At 43.1% G+C, this 17953-nt stretch carries 18 protein-coding genes; 3 read left to right on the top strand and 15 right to left on the bottom strand.

Annotation, left to right across the window (positions count from 1 at the left end; all coding sequences use genetic code 11):
* Positions 1 to 17: 17 nt before the first annotated feature.
* The 12 genes from P7J49_RS01160 to trpX all read right to left on the bottom strand — a co-directional run bounded on the left by P7J49_RS01160 (position 18) and on the right by trpX (position 11123).
* On the bottom strand, positions 18 to 845 hold the full coding sequence (locus tag P7J49_RS01160) for a putative RNA methyltransferase (protein ID WP_408568907.1): 828 nt from the start codon (positions 843 to 845) through the stop codon (positions 18 to 20).
* A 1-nt stretch (position 846) separates the two neighbouring features.
* Positions 847 to 1323, bottom strand: coding sequence for a DUF3955 domain-containing protein (locus tag P7J49_RS01155; protein WP_408568906.1), 477 nt, complete (start codon positions 1321 to 1323; stop codon positions 847 to 849).
* A gap of 186 nt (positions 1324 to 1509) precedes the next feature.
* Positions 1510 to 3408, bottom strand: a complete 1899-nt coding sequence (locus tag P7J49_RS01150) for an ABC-F family ATP-binding cassette domain-containing protein (protein WP_408568904.1) — start codon at positions 3406 to 3408, stop codon at positions 1510 to 1512.
* Positions 3409 to 3508: 100 nt separating this feature from the next.
* Positions 3509 to 3874: a hypothetical protein gene (locus P7J49_RS01145; protein WP_408568902.1), complete on the bottom strand. Its 366-nt coding sequence runs from the start codon at positions 3872 to 3874 to the stop codon at positions 3509 to 3511.
* 10 nt (positions 3875 to 3884) lie between these two features.
* The gene (locus P7J49_RS01140; RefSeq protein ID WP_408568900.1) at positions 3885 to 4580 is read right to left on the bottom strand and encodes a M57 family metalloprotease; all 696 of its coding nucleotides are present in this window, start codon (positions 4578 to 4580) and stop codon (positions 3885 to 3887) included.
* Between the two features lie 65 nt (positions 4581 to 4645).
* Positions 4646 to 5422: an alpha/beta hydrolase gene (locus P7J49_RS01135; protein WP_408568898.1), complete on the bottom strand. Its 777-nt coding sequence runs from the start codon at positions 5420 to 5422 to the stop codon at positions 4646 to 4648.
* 60 nt (positions 5423 to 5482) lie between these two features.
* Positions 5483 to 7144: a ribonuclease J gene (locus P7J49_RS01130; RefSeq protein WP_408568896.1), complete on the bottom strand. Its 1662-nt coding sequence runs from the start codon at positions 7142 to 7144 to the stop codon at positions 5483 to 5485.
* 256 nt (positions 7145 to 7400) lie between these two features.
* Positions 7401 to 7805, bottom strand: coding sequence for a hypothetical protein (locus P7J49_RS01125; RefSeq protein ID WP_408568894.1), 405 nt, complete (start codon positions 7803 to 7805; stop codon positions 7401 to 7403).
* 5 nt (positions 7806 to 7810) lie between these two features.
* Positions 7811 to 8296, bottom strand: a complete 486-nt coding sequence (locus tag P7J49_RS01120; protein WP_015647096.1) for a prolyl-tRNA synthetase associated domain-containing protein — start codon at positions 8294 to 8296, stop codon at positions 7811 to 7813.
* Between the two features lie 182 nt (positions 8297 to 8478).
* Positions 8479 to 9237, bottom strand: coding sequence for an ABC transporter ATP-binding protein (locus P7J49_RS01115; protein WP_029187878.1), 759 nt, complete (start codon positions 9235 to 9237; stop codon positions 8479 to 8481).
* Positions 9234 to 10100, bottom strand: coding sequence for an ABC transporter permease (locus P7J49_RS01110; RefSeq protein ID WP_408568892.1), 867 nt, complete (start codon positions 10098 to 10100; stop codon positions 9234 to 9236). The genes P7J49_RS01115 and P7J49_RS01110 overlap by 4 nt, the downstream gene beginning before the upstream one ends.
* Before the next feature lie 21 nt (positions 10101 to 10121).
* On the bottom strand, positions 10122 to 11123 hold the full coding sequence (trpX, locus tag P7J49_RS01105) for a tryptophan ABC transporter substrate-binding protein (protein WP_408568891.1): 1002 nt from the start codon (positions 11121 to 11123) through the stop codon (positions 10122 to 10124).
* Positions 11124 to 11745: 622 nt separating this feature from the next.
* On the opposite strand from trpX, the gene P7J49_RS01100 reads away from it, so the two are divergent.
* On the top strand, positions 11746 to 13404 hold the full coding sequence (locus P7J49_RS01100) for an NFACT family protein (RefSeq protein WP_408568889.1): 1659 nt from the start codon (positions 11746 to 11748) through the stop codon (positions 13402 to 13404).
* Between the two features lie 25 nt (positions 13405 to 13429).
* Here the strand turns inward: P7J49_RS01100 and budA are convergent, their stop codons facing one another.
* Genes budA through P7J49_RS01085 form a run of 3 tightly spaced genes read right to left on the bottom strand, consistent with a single transcriptional unit; the run spans position 13430 to position 16535 of the window.
* Positions 13430 to 14146 (bottom strand): acetolactate decarboxylase, encoded by a 717-nt coding sequence (gene budA, locus P7J49_RS01095; protein WP_408568887.1) that lies wholly within the window; start codon positions 14144 to 14146, stop codon positions 13430 to 13432.
* A gap of 3 nt (positions 14147 to 14149) precedes the next feature.
* Positions 14150 to 15379 (bottom strand): hypothetical protein, encoded by a 1230-nt coding sequence (locus P7J49_RS01090; protein ID WP_408568885.1) that lies wholly within the window; start codon positions 15377 to 15379, stop codon positions 14150 to 14152.
* A complete protein-coding gene (locus P7J49_RS01085; protein WP_002935690.1) occupies positions 15369 to 16535 on the bottom strand; it encodes an AI-2E family transporter in 1167 nt (388 codons plus the stop codon). The genes P7J49_RS01090 and P7J49_RS01085 overlap by 11 nt, the downstream gene beginning before the upstream one ends.
* Positions 16536 to 16670: 135 nt before the next feature.
* Here P7J49_RS01085 and P7J49_RS01080 point away from each other — a divergent pair, with 135 nt between their 5' ends.
* Both P7J49_RS01080 and P7J49_RS01075 read left to right on the top strand, forming a co-directional pair.
* Complete coding sequence (locus P7J49_RS01080; RefSeq protein ID WP_024380594.1) at positions 16671 to 17675, top strand: lactonase family protein; 1005 nt, start codon at positions 16671 to 16673, stop codon at positions 17673 to 17675.
* A 63-nt stretch (positions 17676 to 17738) separates the two neighbouring features.
* Positions 17739 to 17924 carry a hypothetical protein gene (locus tag P7J49_RS01075; protein ID WP_002935693.1) on the top strand — a complete coding sequence of 62 codons (186 nt, stop codon included), beginning with the start codon at positions 17739 to 17741 and terminating at the stop codon, positions 17922 to 17924.
* Positions 17925 to 17953: the final 29 nt, after the last annotated feature.

The raw sequence follows: 17953 nt of genomic DNA, 5'->3' as shown, positions 1-17953 counted from the left end.
AGAGGCGGTTTCATTTTTTATATCGTTCCTACCAAAAGCACTCCATCCACCGTAATCTCGGTCAACTGGATCAAATCCAACTTAGACTGGTCCACTTGGAAAAAGAGGGGCGTCATGTCTGCCAAGACTTGAGCATGGTCGGCTGTAATTGGCAAGGTACGGCTGACCAGCACTTGCTCCACCTGCCCCAAGTAAGACCTGAAATGGTCCACAATCTCACTGTTGTCATAGGCTTCCTTGCGGAGTTGGTCTTTGGCTAAATGGCGGAGCTCCTTGAGGTGATTGGGTCCTGGGACCAGTTTGAGAATAGCCCCACCAGCTTTCAACACTCTGGCAAACTCCTGATAATTAGCTGGGGAAAAGATGTCCAAGATGCCGTCAATGGTCTTGTCTTGAATGGGCAACTTGGTCAAGTCACCGACAAACCATTTGACCGACTTGGTGCTGTCTGTTTTGGCTGCTAGGAGTATGGAAGCCTTGGAAATATCAAAAGCAAGAATGTCCAAGTCCATTTTCTCGGCTAATTTGCGGGAATAAAAGCCCTCCCCACAGCCGATGTCCAAGACCGACTGCAAGCCCAGCTCTGCTATTTTCCCCTCCAAAGCCTCATAAAGATGATTGTAATAACCTGCCTCTAAAAAGGCCTGGCGGTTTTCAAAGCTAGACTTGTGGTAGTTGGCGGACTGCTTGACCTGGGGTGCCAGATTGACATAGCCCTGCTTGGCGATGTCGAAGGTGTGGCGGTTGGGACAGCGGAGGCTGTTGAGGTCAAGACCAAGAGCCTGCCCACAATGTGGACAGGCGAAAAATTGGTCGCTATTAAGGAAACGTGGGTGTTTGGTCATCTTACTTATTTTCTTTTCTAAAGCGGTGCAGGGCTAGTCCTGATAGGAGCGTGGCAATGGCTCCTGTAAAGACCAGCAGGTAGCCGACTGGGAGCAGGTAGAAGTTTTCATGCAAGATGCCGTTGGCATCGACATATTCGACGGAATTGGCCTTGATGAAAAAGCAGACTAGGCCTAAGACCATGAGAAAGCTTCCGATAATGGTAATGGTCAGGTGCATCTGGGTACGACGGCCTTCATGACCGTCCTTGACAGGTTTTTCTGTCATGTTGTTCATGTCAGTTCCTCCTAAGACAAGTTGATCTAAAGAGATTGAAAAGACAGAGGACATGAGAATCAAGAGTTCCAAGTCGGGTAGGTTTTTGTCATTTTCCCAGTTGGAAACAACCTGCCGTGTCACATTGAGTTTGAGGGCAAACTGTTCCTGGGTCAAGCCTTCCTTCTTACGTAAATCTTTGATTTGTTGTCCAAAGTTCATTTCGTTCTCCTCACTAGGTCCTGTCTGGCAGGTCCTAACTTTATCTTAGCTCGTCGGTCGATGTTTGCCAAGAAAGTCTAACTTGCAATAGAACTTTTGACCGCAAGAGAATGTTGCGGCAGAGTTTTTTCATCGCAATACCTGCTTGCAGGCTTGATTTGATAGGCTTTCTGACAGCTTGTCAACCTAGCCCATCTGCTCGGATAAGGCTTCCCATTCTTCCATGAGGCTTTCTTGTTGGGCTGTCAGTTGGTCGATTTCTTTCTGGTAATCGGTCAGCTGGCCGATGTCGTTGGTTTCTAGCATGGCTTGGTTGAGCTCGCTCAGGCGGTTTTCGATACTGTCGATTTCTGCCTCGATTTGCTCGATGCGGCGGGCCAGTTTGCGTTGCTCTTTTTGGTTTTCCTTTTGGGCTTGGTAGTCCATGGCTCCGGCTGATTGGCTAGTGCTTTCTTGCTGGTCAGGCTGGGCTTCTACTTCCAGCTCTGCCTTTTTCTCCAGATAATAATCATAGTCGCCCAAGTAGAGCGTGGAGCCAGTTTCCGAGATTTCGAGGACCTTGGTGGCGACGCGGTTGATGAAATAGCGGTCGTGGCTGACAAAGAGCAGGGTGCCGTCAAAGTCGATGAGGGCATTTTCCAGGACCTCCTTGCTGTCGATATCCAAGTGGTTGGTCGGCTCATCAAGGATGAGGAAGTTGTTGTTTTCCATGGACAGCTTGGCGAGGAGCAGGCGGGCTTTTTCCCCACCAGACAGCATGGAGACGGACTTTTTGACATCATCGCCTGAGAAGAGAAAGGCTCCTAGGCGGTTGCGGATTTCCACTTCAGGCGTGGTCGGAAAGGCTGACCAGAGCTCCTCCAAGACGGTGTTGGAAGGCGTTAGGGCAGACTGGGTCTGGTCGTAGTAGCCCACTTCCACATTGGCACCTAGTTTGGCTTCCCCTTTGATAAATGGCAGAGCTCCGATGATTGATTTGAGCAGGGTTGTTTTTCCGATACCATTTGGTCCGACAATGGCAATGGCATCCAGCTTTCTTTGGTCAATGGAAATAGGCTGGGAAAGTATTTCTCCATCGTAGCCCACCGCAGCATTTTCCACTGTCAAAACGATATTGCCAGAAGTCTTGTCCGACTGGAAGGTCATATTGGCAGACTTCTGACCAGTTGTTGGCTTGTCCAGTCGCTCCATCTTTTCCAACTGCTTGCGTCTAGCCTGAGCACGCTTGGTGGTCGAAGCACGGACAATATTTTTCTGAACAAAGTCTTCTAACTTGGCAATTTCCTTCTGTTGCTTCTCATAATTTTGCAATTCCGTTTGCAACTTCTGCTCTTTGAGCTCGACAAACTGAGAATAATTGCCCACATAGCGATCCAAGGAATGCTTGGTCAAGTCCAGTGTCAGTGTCGCTACCTTGTCCAAGAAATAGCGGTCGTGACTGACGATAATCAAGGCTCCCTTGTAATGCACTAGGTAGTTTTCCAGCCAGGCAATCGTGTCAATATCCAGGTGGTTGGTCGGCTCGTCCAGCACCAATAACTCTGGGCTTTCAAGAAGCATTTTTGCCAAAGCCAAACGGGTATTTTGCCCGCCAGAGAGTTCGGAAATTTTCATATCCCACATGGTTTGGTCAAACTTAAAACCATTCAAAATAGCAAGGATATCCGCCTCATAGTTAAAGCCACCTGCCAGACGAAATTCCTCTGACAAACTATCATAGGTTTTCATCAGCTGGTCAAGTTCACTACCAGACAAACTGCCCATTTGCTCTTCCATAGACCGCAGGCGTTTCTCCGTCATTCGCAGGTCATCAAAGACATGGAGCATCTCATCGTAGATAGTATTTTCCGACTCAAAACGGCTATCCTGTGCCAGATAAGAAAGCGATAAATCTCGCTTGGTAGAAATCTCGCCGCTAGTCGCTGCTTCTTCTCCGACAAGGATTTTAAGAAGAGTTGACTTGCCAGCCCCATTTTTTCCGACAAGGGCAATCCGATCCCGCTCATCCACTTGAATGTTGATATTGTTAAATAAAACTTCGCCCGCAAATGAGCGTTCAATCTTGTTTCCACTTAGAATAATCATAGCAATATTGTACCATAATTTAGGGTAACAGTGCGGAATCCTTTTTCTGATTTCAGCAAAAAACAGCGACTTTTCAGCCACTGTCCTTCTCAAAAAATATTTAGACCAAACCGCTAAGCAATTCCTTATTCTGCCAGAGCAGATAAAGACCACCACCGATAATAATCAGCATGATGACAAACTTGATCAAGCCCTTAACAAATCGGATGACCAACATCAATATCATAGATACAATCAGCCATCCCCAAGCGGAAGAATTGAGTAAGGTCTGCATACTCTCTAGACTGGCACCTGTCCAGGCCTTGATAGGTTCGAGGATTTTATCAAACCAGCTGCTATCTATACCGATTTGTTCCATAATCGAATGACTGGTAGACTGCATCCATGCAAAAATCCCAGCATTATAGAGAAAGAGCAGAGCTTGCTCAGGATAACGTTTTATTGTGTTTGTAATTGTTCGAAACATATTTTCCCTTCTATTCTGAATACAAGGCAAGGACCGCATCAATATCTGCTTGCTGGATACCATGATTAGAACCTGCCGATTCCATAACAGAGGTCTGACTATCTTCATGATCTAGGCCAATAGCATGGCCCAATTCATGCTCAGCTGTATGGATAATTCTATCCATATCATAACCATATGGGTCGTTTAATAAATAAAAACTATTCAGACGCACCGTTACCGAGCTATAATAATTCGTCAATAAATTAGTCGTTGAATTGGCCTCACCTGCTGCCTGGGTATTTCCATCATTCATCTCAGTTGCGATAATATCAGCCTGATTTGGATCACTTGTCATCACAAAAGTGAAGGCCCCTGTCGCATTCCAATTTGCAATGGCTGTTTCATAGGCAGCTACAAATGTTGGATTCTGGGTTTCAATGTAAACAGTCGCAGTATTGCTTTCCCATCGACCATGATCAGCTGTATTGACCGTATCAGTCGTCAGGTGCTTAATGGTATTAACACCTTCTTCAATCGTCACTTCAGACTGTCCTTTGACCATCAATTGCACTTCTTGAGCTAAAGTTTGTAGCATCTGAGGCGCTGCTTCCTGTTGAAAATAGAATAACAGACCTAGACCACAAGCCAATAACACCATTGATAACCAAATCAGACCCCAAAATGTCCGCCAAATCCGCCGCAGAATATTTCCAATAAGTTTCATAGACTATACCTCTTTCTAGAAATAGGTTTTAGTATAGCCATAATTTCTGAAACTTTTCTTAAAAACTAGGACAGTCTTTCTTCCAATTTGAAATCAATTGGCAACCAAGCCAATACCTTCTCAATCTGCTGATTCCAGTAGTACCACTCATGTTTACCAGGTCCGAAACTCGCCTCTATATCAAATCCCAGCTCTTTCAACTCCTCAACTGCCTTTTGATGCCCTTCAAAGAGAAAATCTTCCTCACCACACCAGGCATAAAATTTGGTCTTTTTATCGGATTGTTTAGCAATTTCTAACAAATTATTTGGATTCTGTTTATCAGAAATGTCACCAAATACTCCTCGCCAATACGAAAGACTTCCCAATTCTGCTGCCGCTGGATTATCAAAATCAAAATACAATGCGCCTGAAAGCGAAGCGGCGTAAGAAAAGCGATTGGTCATCATGGCAATCTTGAAAGTCCCATAACCACCCATAGACAAACCAGCGATAAAATTCTTCTCTCGCTTGTCAGACATATTTGGGAAAAATCGTTTGAGAATTTGAGGCAACTCTACTGCAATGGCATCGAAGTAATTCATACCGTAAGTGGTATTGGTATACCAAGCCTTGTCAGTATTAACCATAACAACAATCAGATTGGTATAACGAACCAATCGTTCCACTGTAGAACGATTCAGCCAGGAATCCTGATTGCCTCCCATACCGTGCAAAAGATATAGGACAGGAATGTCGTTGTCATCAGGATTTTCCACACGATTGCGATCTGGATATAAAACCGTAATCTGTCTAGACATATCTAGAGCTTCTGAGTGGTATTCAATTTTCATTATTGCCATAAATCTTCTCCTTATGGTAAAGAGCCTGAGTTTCCCTCGGCTCTTTGCATTTATAAAACTCTATTTCACTTCCATAATCACCGGTAAAATAGCTGGGCGACGTTTGGTTTGGTCAAAGAGGAATTTTGCTAAATCATCGCGAACAGCACTCTTAAGCTCTGCCCAGTCAAAGCTATCCTTTGTAAAGTAATTTTCCACCGTTGTATTCACCAATTCTGATGCCTCACGCAAGATGTCCTTGCTCTTTTTCACGTAGACAAAACCACGAGTATTGACCTTGGCTTTAGAAATGATTTTTTTCTCACGGCGGTTGACAGTGATAGCCACGATAAAGATACCGTCTTCTGAGAGGATCTTACGGTCACGAAGGACGATATTTCCAACATCGCCTATGGCATTTCCGTCAATCATGATATCACCAGCAGGAACCGCTCCGCTATGGACAAAATCCCCCTCTTCAAAAGCCATGACATCCCCACGCTTAACGATGATAATGTTTTCTGGATACATACCGATTTCGAGCGCAGCCTTAGCGTGAGCATCCAATTGACGATACTCCCCTTGAACTGGGAAAAGATATTTAGGCTTCATGATGTTGAGCATAAGCTGCAAATCACGCGCATTGCCATGCCCAGAGACGCGCAGTTTTTTTGTAATGGATTTGACCGTTCCACCAGCCTTGTAAATCAAGTTTTCCACACGAGCAACAACCGCTTCTTTTGAAATACTTGGAGTGGTAACAATATAAACTAGATCACCTTCTTTGATTTCAACATAGCGATGTCTACCGATAGACATTTTACGCAATCCATTTAACGGCTCGCCCATACGACCAGTTTCTAAAATAATCAATTCATGGTCTTCATACTTGTTCATATCCTTTGGTTTTACCAACAAGCGTTCGCTGACCAAACGAAGTTTTTTCAATTGAATCGCTGTTCGGACAATGTTTTCCACATCATGTCCTGTCAATACGACACGACGACCAGTTGCTTCTGCCGCGTCAAAAATCTGTTGAATACGTACAATATTGCTGGCAACTGCTGCCACAATAACTCGCCCGTCACAGTCAGCAATCGTATTGAGAATTTCCTCCCCAGCCTCATGCATGCTCGCTACTTGAACATTGCTATCTGCATTTGCTGAGTCTGACAAGAGGGCCAACACACCTTCGTTACCGATTTCAGCCAATCGCCCAAAATCCGTACGATAAAACTTATCTGCCGCCTGGTCAAACTTAAAGTCACCTGTGTAAACGATGTTCCCCTGGTCTGTCTTGACTACAATTCCTAAACTCTCAGGAATTGAGTGAGTCGTTTTAAAGAAAGAAACGACTGAATCTCCAAAGTCAATCTCCGTTTCGGCATTGATGATATGAAAATCCTTGAATTTCTTGGTTGCATTATTGTTCTTGACTATCAATTTTGCCAATTCAATGGTCAAGTGTGAGCCAAAAACAGGAACTTTCACTTTTTCCAATAGGTAAGGCAAAGCTCCAATCGAATCCGCGTGACCATGTGTCAGAAAGATTCCAGCTACACGGTGCTTGTTTTCTTCCAAATAGTCAAAGTTGGGAACAACAACATCAACACCCAACTGTTCATTTTCCGGATACTTGGCACCCGCATCCAAGACAAAAATCTGTTCATTGACTTCAGCAATATAGAGGTTTTTTCCGTTTTCACGTACACCACCGAGAGCCATGATTTTTATGCTACTCATTTTTTCTCCTTTTTGGACATCCCACAGGTGTCCAGTTTATTTTTCTTACCAACGGTCCTTGGGAGTTCCAAGTCGAATTACAGTCTGCTATGTCGGAGTTCTATTTGCAAAAGACACACGTTGGTTCAAAATTATATTCAACCATCAACGCAACTTTTAAATAGAAATACCTAAATAGCTATCGCTTCTATTATACATTTTTTCAAGAAAATTTACAAAAAACTCTGCTGAAATTCAACAGAGTTCTCTCATTTAATCAATAACCATGTCCCCTATGTTCCCACTTTCCACCAAGATTACGCACTAAAATCCATTTCCAATCCCGATGAATACTATTTGGTTCCAAGGTTGGTTCTGCCCCTTCAGCGGCTACCTTGAAAGAAGAGGTTAACACTATAGCCTCCTCTGCACCATAGTTTTCAGCCCAGTCGTCAAATAACTTTTCATCATCGCCACCGTATCCAATGGTCAACAATTGGCAATCAGTAAAATGCTTATCAAAGTAATCTTGAACGACAACTACAGCATCCTGAATTTCTTTTTCCGTGTATAATTCCGACGCTTCCATCGGCTCAATCTTTGCCTGATAAGCTGCTCCTGTCCGACATCCTACCAAAAATAGACAACACAACAGACTAAAAATAGCTAAACATTTTCTCATCTTTGTTACCCCAAGTCAACAATCGTTGCTGAAAAGCCAATCTCTTCGACAAAACGTAAAACATCCTCTGTCTTTACAAAAATCGTTTTCGTATTAACATTGGGGTGGAAGGTTAGAATGGGTTCAGAAAGGATTTCTTTATCAAAAAAGACTTGAATATCCTTATCAACATTATGTAACAAGCCAAAAACAGATACCGCACCCGCAGGCAAGTGCATTTTTTCCATCAAGCTATCACTCGAAGCCATCCGAATGCGGTTGGCTCCCACCAAATCACGAAACTGGTCCATATCCAGCTGCTTCTGGTCATCCATGATCAGTAAATAAAATGCAGTCTTTTTCTTATTAGTCAGAAACATGGACTTGGTCCGTACTCCTTCTAACCCTTCAATGTAACGGTCTGCTTCCTCAGTTGTCCGAGCTGGTGGATGCTCTACAATGGTGTAGTCCATTCCCAAGTCAGCTAAGCTTTCAAAAACTAATTTATCCATGACAGCACCTCTTGATATATTTAGTATATTATACTGCTTTTTAACTAAAAATTCAAAGGATAATAAAAGCCTGGATTACTCCAGACTTTAGACCTGTATTCACAAGTGATCTGTTTGATATAAGATTCAGTTTTAGCCAAAACCAAACTTGGTTGGAAGTTGCGAACTATCCACACAGGTTCTTAATCAAACAACTTATAATAATCTTCCAGTTTCATCTGGGACTTCTCTTCGCTAGTCTGATCTTGAATAATCTGACCATTCTTCATGACAATCAAGCGATTACCGTGACGCAGCGCATCTTCCATCTGGTGAGTGACCATGAGGGCCGTCATTCCCTTGGTCTCAATCAACTCGTCCGTTAATTGCATCAAGGATTGGCTGGTCTTAGGGTCAAGGGCTGCAGTATGCTCATCCAAGAGTAAAAGTTCAGGCTGTTTCAAACTCGCCATCAACAAACTCAATGCCTGGCGTTGACCACCTGAGAGGAGCCCCGCTGGCGTATCCAGATGTTTTTCTAGACCATTTCCCACTCTCGGCAAAAGCTGGGCAAATTCTTCCGTCTGTTGGGCCAATCTGCGTGGCACTAAGCCCCGTCCTTCGCCACGGTACTTAGCTATAAGTAGATTTTCTGCCACCGTCATCCGTGGCGCTGTACCCATTTTAGGATCTTGGAAAACTCGTGCCAGATACTTAGCACGTTTTTCAGCAGGCCAATTGGTCACGTCTTCACCAAGTATGTGGACCGAACCACTTGTCAAGGGCAGGGTACCAGCAATGACATTGAAGAGGGTTGATTTCCCAGCACCATTGCCACCTAAAATAGTAATAAAATCCCCTTGGTAGATGGTCAGATTGACATTGTCCAAAATCACGCGCTCTTCATCAAAACCGTTGGTCACCACCTTGGTGGCATTTTTTAATTCAACAATTGCTTTCATCGTGACAGGCTGGCTCCTTTCAAGATTTTATTTTTCAACTCAGGAACCATGAGGCAGACTGCCAAAATCATGGCTGAGAAGATACGGAGGTAGCTGGTATTGATACCAAGGGAAATAACCACCAAAATTAAGAACTGATAGAAAATCGCTCCGACAACAATGGCCAAGAACCGTTCTAACATAGTAAGGTTACCATAAATTACCTCACCGATAATCAGACTAGCCATACCGACCACAATGACACCAATACCACGCGACACATCCGCATAGCCTTCTTGTTGTGCAATCAAGGCACCTGCAAGAGCGATGATCCCATTTGAAAGAACAAGGCCTAGCAACTCCATTCGACTTGTATTGATACCAAAACTGCGTGCCATATCTGGATTATCCCCTGTTGCAATAAAGGCTTGACCAAGGCGAGTATAGAGGAAGAACATCAAGGCACCAATCACCACCGCTAGGCTACCTAGACCTAGCAAGAGACCATTAATTTGCTCAGAAAAAGGAAGGAAATCTTGTAAACGTTTGGTATTCAGTAAGCCTAGATTTGCCCTACCCATGATAAATAGAATGACAGAGTGACAGGAAGACATGACCAAGATACCAGCTAGGAGAGTGGGAATTTTCCCCTTGGTATAAAGCAAGCCTGTGACAAAGCCCGCCAAACAGCCAACAAGAACTGCTGCTAGAGTAGCCAAGATAGGATGAACTCCTTGCGTCAATAAGGTAACAGCAACCGCTCCTCCAAGCGGGAAAGAACCCTCTGTCGTCATATCAGGAAAATTCAGAATCCGAAAGGTAACGAATATTCCCAAACCTAGTACAGCCCATAAAAGAGCCTGTGAAACTGTTGATACAATCATATTTTTCCTTTTCTCTATCTCTTATTCGATAACCTTGCTTGCTTTACTAATCACATCATCTGACAAGGTAATTCCTAATTCTTTAGCAACTTTTTGGTTGACTACGACAGTACCTTCATTAAAAATTTGCACTGGTGTATCTCCAGGATTTGCACCGTCCAAGATTTTCGCAGCCATCTTACCAGTTGCCACACCCAAGTCATATTGGCTAAGGGTAACAGATGCGATACCTCCGCCTTCTACCATATCTTCTACGCTGGTGAATATCGGAGTTTTGGTTTTATTTGCCACAGATACGACAGTTGAAAATGCTGAGGCAACTGTGTTGTCTACTGGTGTAAAGAGAACATCTGCTTTACTACTTGCGACCTCTACTGTTGCTGCAATTTCATTACTAGAAACAACTGCATATTCAAGAACAGTATAGCCAGCCTCTTCTGCTGCTGCCTTAAATTCCGCTACTTGAATTTTTGAATTATCTTCATTTGAAGAGTAGAGAATACCGATTGTTTTAGCGTCTGGTATAATTTCTTTAATGAGAGAAACTGCGTCTGCTACTGGTGTTTGGTCAGAAACACCAGTGATATTTCCACCAGGATTTTTCAAGTCAGTTACCAAGTTGGCTCCGACTGGATCTGTCACAGCTCCCATGATAATGGGTAATTCTGTGGTTGCATTGGCAAGACCTTGTGCAGCTGGTGTCGCGATACCGATCAAGAGTTCATTACCATTGTCCACCAATTTTTTACTCATGGTTTGAACTTGGGATTGATCACCCTCAGCATTCATAAAATCAATTTCTAAATTATCCGTTGTGGTATAACCACCTTCTTTAAGGCCTGCCTTGATTCCCTTATAAATCTCATCTAATGAATCATGGGTCACAAATTGCAGAACTCCAATTTTGACTTTCTCTGTGCTATTGGATGAATTGCTCTGTTCTTTTTGCGTCATAAACAAAGCAGCAGCTACCATAACAGTAAGGGCAACAATTGTAGCAAGTAAATTTTTATTTTTCAACATATTCATTCTCCTCGTAAAATACACAATATACAATTTCTACGTCATCAATATATTATCCCACCATCGCCATCGTTTCATCATGATTACCTCTTAATTTCTATCATTGTCAAAGTAGAATGTCATTATCTGTATTTCATTTTTTCAATTGAACGACAATCTACCAAGACAAGGAAAAAGCCCCCGCATACTGAAAAACAGTATGCGAGGGCGTCAATGACACGGTGCCACCTCACTTATGGGAATTGTCTAGAATTCTCCCATATCTCATCTCCTCCAACAAGGAGTTGCACTGTAAGGTGTGCGGACCGAACTATCATTGTTTTAAGTTCATTTGAGTGACTGTTTTGGCTGAAACCTTCGTTAGCTCTCGACATAAACAATCCACATCAGCCCATTTCATAAAACTCCGCCACCCGTTCCCAGTACCACAGGCTCCCTGAAGACTTCTGCTTTACTACTTCTTCTGATTACAGATGATTATACGGTATCAAAATCACTTTGTCAATACTTTTGATTAAATTTTCTGAAAACTTTTTATGTTAGTAGGGACTACCAGTCTCATCAAAAAACATCAAAATATGATATACTAGACTGAGTTATAGCGATTAGAAAGAGGAACACCATGTCTTTTGACGGATTTTTTTTACATCACATGACGGCTGAGTTAAGGGCCAATTTAGAAGGGGGGCGGATTCAGAAAATCAACCAGCCCTTTGAGCAAGAAATTGTGCTCAATATCCGCAGCAACCGTCAGAGCCATAAGTTGCTCCTGTCCGCCCATTCGGTTTTCGGGCGGGTTCAGCTGACCCGGTCGGACTTTACCAATCCCAAGGTGCCCAATACCTTTACCATGATTCTACGAAAATACTTGCAGGGCGCCATTATTGAGGAAATTCGTCAGTTGGACAATGACCGCATCTTAGAATTTTCGGTGTCCAACAAGGACGAGATTGGCGACCATATCCAAGCAACCTTGATTGTGGAAATCATGGGCAAGCACAGTAATATCATCTTGGTGGATAAATCTGAACAGAAGATTATCGAGGCTATCAAGCACGTTGGTTTCTCGCAAAATTCCTACCGAACTATTTTGCCAGGCTCAACCTACATTCGTCCACCGGAGACACATTCTCTCAATCCTTATACGGTGTCTGACGAGAAATTGTTTGAAATCTTATCCACACAAGACTTATCAGCCAAAAATCTCCAACAGGTCTTTCAAGGTTTGGGACGGGATACAGCTACTGAACTGGCTAGTCACTTGCAGACGGACCGCCTCAAGAACTTCCGTGCCTTTTTTGACCAGGCAACTCAGCCTAGCCTGACAGACAAATCCTATGCTGCTCTGCCATTTGCCAATAGCCTTGAAAACCAGCCTCACTTTGAGAGCCTGAGCAGTCTGCTGGACTTCTACTATCAGGACAAGGCGGAGCGGGACCGGGTGGCCCAGCAGGCTAATGAGCTGATCAAGCGGGTGGCCAGTAAGCTGGAGAAAAATCGCAAAAAGTTGGTCAAGCAGGAGCAGGAATTGGCGGATACGGAAGGTGCAGAGTTGGTGCGGCAAAAGGGCGAGCTCCTGACCACCTATCTGCATCAAGTGCCAAATGACCAGTCGAGTGTGCGGTTAGACAACTACTATACAGGCCAGGAACTGGAGATTGAGTTGGACGTAGCTCTTACTCCTAGCCAAAATGCCCAGCGTTACTTCAAGAAGTACCAGAAACTCAAGGAGGCGGTCAAGCACCTGACCAACTTGATTGAGGAAACCAAGGCAACCATTGTCTATCTGGAGTCCGTTGATACCATGCTGGGACAGGCTAGTCTGGCAGAAATCGATGAAATCCGTGAGGAATTGATTGAAACAGGCTACCTCAAACGTCGCCACCGTGAGAAAATCCATAAACGTCAGAAACCTGAACGTTACTTGGCAACAGACGGGAAAACCATCATTCTGGTTGGGAAAAATAACCTGCAAAATGACGAATTGACCTTCAAAATGGCCAAGAAAGGCGAACTCTGGTTCCATGCCAAAGACATTCCAGGCAGTCACGTGGTCATCACTGATAACTTGGACCCAAGCGACGAGGTCAAGACCGATGCGGCGGAGTTAGCCGCCTATTTCTCTAAGGCCAGACATTCCAATCTGGTCCAAGTCGATATGATTGAAGCCAAGAAACTTCACAAACCAACAGGTGGCAAGCCAGGTTTTGTGACCTACCGCGGTCAGAAAACGCTCCGTGTCACCCCAACTGAAGACAAAATAAAATCCATGAAAATCTAGTTCATGGATTTTTCTGTATTGAAACCTACTCCGCCTTATCAATATCTTCTCTAACTTCCTTAGCGTTGAACTTAGCAAAAAGATACTGGCGGTCTTGAACAGGAAAACGTTGGTCTAGTTGATCTACTGGCCCCACTTCCACCATTCCTTCTGAGATAACATAGTCCATGACATGACCACCAAAGGTCAAATCATCCGAAATAAAATGCAAATGATAGCCAGCCACACTGACACCATGGAAAATCTCTGGCGTCCAAATACCAACAATGGTTCCAGAAATGTTCTCAGCGGTATATTCGGGCTGACGGCTAGCCACCTCCGCAAAACGGACATCCGAAGCCGATTTAGGAATCATGCGCACGTGCATATGCGAAAATGTCCCTTTGATTTTGATGGAACGGAAGAGATTTTCCCCATCATAATAGGATTCAATCCGCTGGTGCAATTCATCGCTAGTCATTTCAAAGCGTTGTTTGAAAATGACTTCTGCCTCATGGAAAATGACCGCCGCATAGGGAACCTTCATATCAGCTGGAACTTCAACCACTTCTGGTTTCTCCCCTGCTCCCTTGGCCTGATAAGCCCTTCCATCCAAGACAATCAGCTCACCGTCAATAGAATCCAGGGTTCCCAAACCCAAATCACCATGTTCCAACAATTCACCTACCGTCAAAGAACCATCATATAAACCCGCCATTAAGGCACCTAAGGTATTGTATTGAAATAATCGATTTACTTGCATAACCTACTCTTCATTCAAAAATTCTTGCATGGCTAAATCGTCTGGCACCAATTGGATATAATGACTAGCTTGCTCTTTTGCCTCATCCAAACGACCAAGTTGACGTAAAACCGCTACGTAATCAGCCAAAAATTCAGGATTCTCAGCCAATTCTCCAGCCAATTCATCGTAAAGCTCAATAGCTTTATCATCTCTTTCTAGAGCTTGATAGGCTTTGGCCATATTCCAGCGAGCTAGAACGTTATCGACCTCTTCATCAAATAAAGCCACAACCTCTTCAAATCGTTCCTGCTCAAGATACAGATTGGACAAGCGCAGAGCTAGTTCGTTACTATCATCTGCCACCTCTTTTGCCCGTAGAAGATAATCTTCTGCCCCCGCCTCGTCATGCAATTCATAGGCATACTGTGAAGCCTGAAGCAAGAGATTGGCATCAAAGTCATTTTTAGCCAGGCCTTTTTGAGTCATAGCCAAGGCTTCATCAATTTTATGCTCGGCATGAAGCGACTGAGCATAGGCATATTCATAGCCCTCAAAATCAGGATTGATGGTATCCAACTGCTTGAAATAGAGATTGGCCTTTTGGTATTCATCTCTTTCAAATAGCAGAGCTGCTAACTCAAAAACTGTCTGGTCATCGTATTCCAACTCAACAGCTTTTTCCAAAAATTCAATGGCCGCTTCAAATTTCCCCAAACTTGCATAGGCAATACCAATTCGCTGATAGGTAGAAACTCCCGTTAATTCGTAGATTTCACGATTATCCAGCTGGGCATAGTAGGAAATAGCCTCATTAAAAAGCTCCAGTTCCATATCCAATTCTGCTAAGCCAAAGAGGATGATGGATTCATCTGATAAGTGACTTGCTTCTAACAATTTTTCACGCGCCACATCCGACAAGCCTTCTGCCTGATACAAGTCCGCCTTGACCAACAAGGTTTCTACATAGGCAGAACTGTCTTCCGAAATTTCCTCCAAATAAGCAAAAGCTTCTTCGACCATGCCGTCTTCAAATGCTATTTGGGCAAGATTGATCAGTACTTCGGGAAATTCTTCTTTGACCTGTTCATAGATTTGTCTAGCCTGTGGAAAAAAACCAATGCCTTCTAAGTAGGCTGCCAAGGACAAAAGCGTTTCGCTATCATCTTGCACCAAGGCGCGCTTGAAATACTTATCCGCCTTGTCTAAATCCTGTTGGTCCAAACAAACCAACATTTTTTCACTATTGTTCATTCACAACCTCATTTTCTTCATCTTCATACAAACTACTGTGTGCCTTGTACCATTCAAATGCCGCTTTCACTAAAACCTTAATAGAGGCATATATTGGAATTCCCAGAAGAACTCCTAGGACACCGTACATCTGACCAGCTGTCAATAATACAAATAAAATGGTAATCGGATGAATACTTAGGGAGCTTCCGATAATCAATGGTGTCACAAAACGACCTTCTATAGTTTGCTCAATCATAAAGACTACTAAAACCTTTATCAGCATGATTGGACCAGCAATCAATCCTAAAATAACAGCTGGAATCATGGCCAAGAAAGAACCCAAATACGGAATTAGATTGAGGAAACCAGCCATCACCCCCAAAGTTATTGGATAGCTAAGACCAATGATTGAGAACATCACTGAAAACATCAGAGCAACAATAATCGCAACGGTCACCTGACCACGAACATAGTTTGATAATTGCCCATTCACATCTGATAGTACTGTTCCAATCGGTTCTCTCCACTTGGTTGGTAGATATTGGGTAATGTGTTTATTCAAATACTGACCATCCCGTAACAGATAAAAGAGAATAAAAGGCATAATCAAAATAGCAACAATAATCTGTGAAGCGGTTGAAATCAAATTACTTGCCCAGTTCACAGCGCTTGAAGAAAACTTCTGAGCATAGGCAACGATCTGATCATTGACCTTATTTAACATCTCCAGAGCTGTTGGTCTAAATTGTTCAAAGCGCTGATCCTGTAGGAGCCCAGTTACCTGTCCTTCGATTTTCTGGATATTCGAAGGAAGATTTTGCGCAAAAGATGTCACTTGCTCTTGAATACTCGGAATTGCCACCGCCAGTCCCCAGATAATGAGAAGACTGATTAAAACAAAGAGAATGGAAATACCAACTGTACGAGAAATTTTATGCTTTTCCATCCAGTCAACCATCGGATTTAATAGGTAATACAAAAGACCTGTCAAAATCATCGGTAACAATACAATTTCTAAAAAGCTTCCTATTGGTCTGAATAAAAAACTAATTTTACTAAAAATAAATATGGTCAAAAAAGTCAGTAAGGTTACCAATAAAAATGTCACCGCTTGGCTATTTAAAAACAAGCGGAAAAACCAAGTCAGACTAAATTTTTGATGCTTATCCTCCATCTAATACACTCCTAGTCTTTTTTTCTATTGTAACATGGAGAAAGGATTTTTGTAAAAATCAACTACAGAATTTATACGACTTTCTCAGAAAAACATGGTATAATTTTATCAATCATTTCCAAAAAGGAGAATCCTATGACTATCTATTTCGGTACCTACACAAAACGTGAATCCAAAGGAATTTATAAAGCAAATTTTGACTCTGAAACAGGACAACTTAGCAATCTAGAATTGGTCACTGAAGAACCTAACCCTACCTACCTTGCCTTTGATAAGGCCGGACATCTATACTCCGTCGGCGCTGAAAATGGTCTAGGAGGTATCGCTGCCTTTAATGCTGACTATACTCTACTCAACCATGTTGTATCAGAGGGCGCACCACTTTGCTATGTCGCTGTAGATGAAGCAAGAGATTTAGTTTATGGCTCCAATTACCACAAAGGGCAACTACTTGTTTATAAACGTTTGGCGGATGGTTCGCTAGAATTAGCTGATGTCGCTCAACACGAAGGATCTGGACCGCACGAAAACCAAGCTTCCGCCCATGTTCACTTTTCTGATTTGACGCCCGATAAATTTTTAGTAACCTGTGATTTAGGGTCTGACCAAGTGGTAACCTATAAGGTATCTGACCAAGGAAAAGTAGAGAAAATCGCAACCTATCAGGCTGCGCCAGGAAGTGGTCCACGTCACATTGTCTTCCATCCTGTCGCAAAAATTGCCTATCTCATCTGTGAACTCAATTCAACTATTGAGGTGCTTATCTATGACGGCTGGGGACAATTTGAACACCTACAAACTGTCTCTACTCTCCCAGAAGACCATACTGGTTTCAACGGTACTGCCGCTATTCGCATCACAAAGGATGGTAAATTTATTTATGGCTCCAACCGCGGAAACGACTCTATCGCAGTCTACAAAACGCTTGCTGATGCCAGCTTAGAATTAGTTGAAATCGTCCCAACAAATGGAAAAACTCCTCGCGATTTCACGCTTAGTCCTGATGAAAAGCATTTGATTGTTGTCCATCAAGATTCTGACAATGCAACTGTATTTGAGAGAGATGCCGAAAATGGCTGTTTGACTGAGCTTTCACACGATTTCTATGTTCCAGAAGCAGTTTGCATTACATTTTTATAAGTCGTTTCAGTTGTGAAATCCGTCCAGTTTTGGTTTAATAGTTTCATAGGAGGTGATTCCAACGTGAATCCAGTAGATCTTTTTAACCAAGTAAAAGAATTGATTGCAAACAAAGACTTTGATGGTGCAAAACAATTTATCGAAGAAAACAAGGACCAATTCGGTGAATACTTGGAACAGGCAAAAGGCTTGTTATCAGGTTCTGAAGGTGTTAACGGTCTTTTAGATAAAGTTAAAGGCTTGTTCTAATACATGTAAAAACTAGGCTGAGAATGTTC

The organism is Streptococcus suis (genome assembly GCF_046032515.1).
Classification (GTDB): Bacteria; Bacillota; Bacilli; order Lactobacillales; family Streptococcaceae; genus Streptococcus; species Streptococcus suis_AL.
Note: the sequence above shows the minus strand (reverse complement) of the source record. Positions and strands in the feature narration are given on the sequence as shown.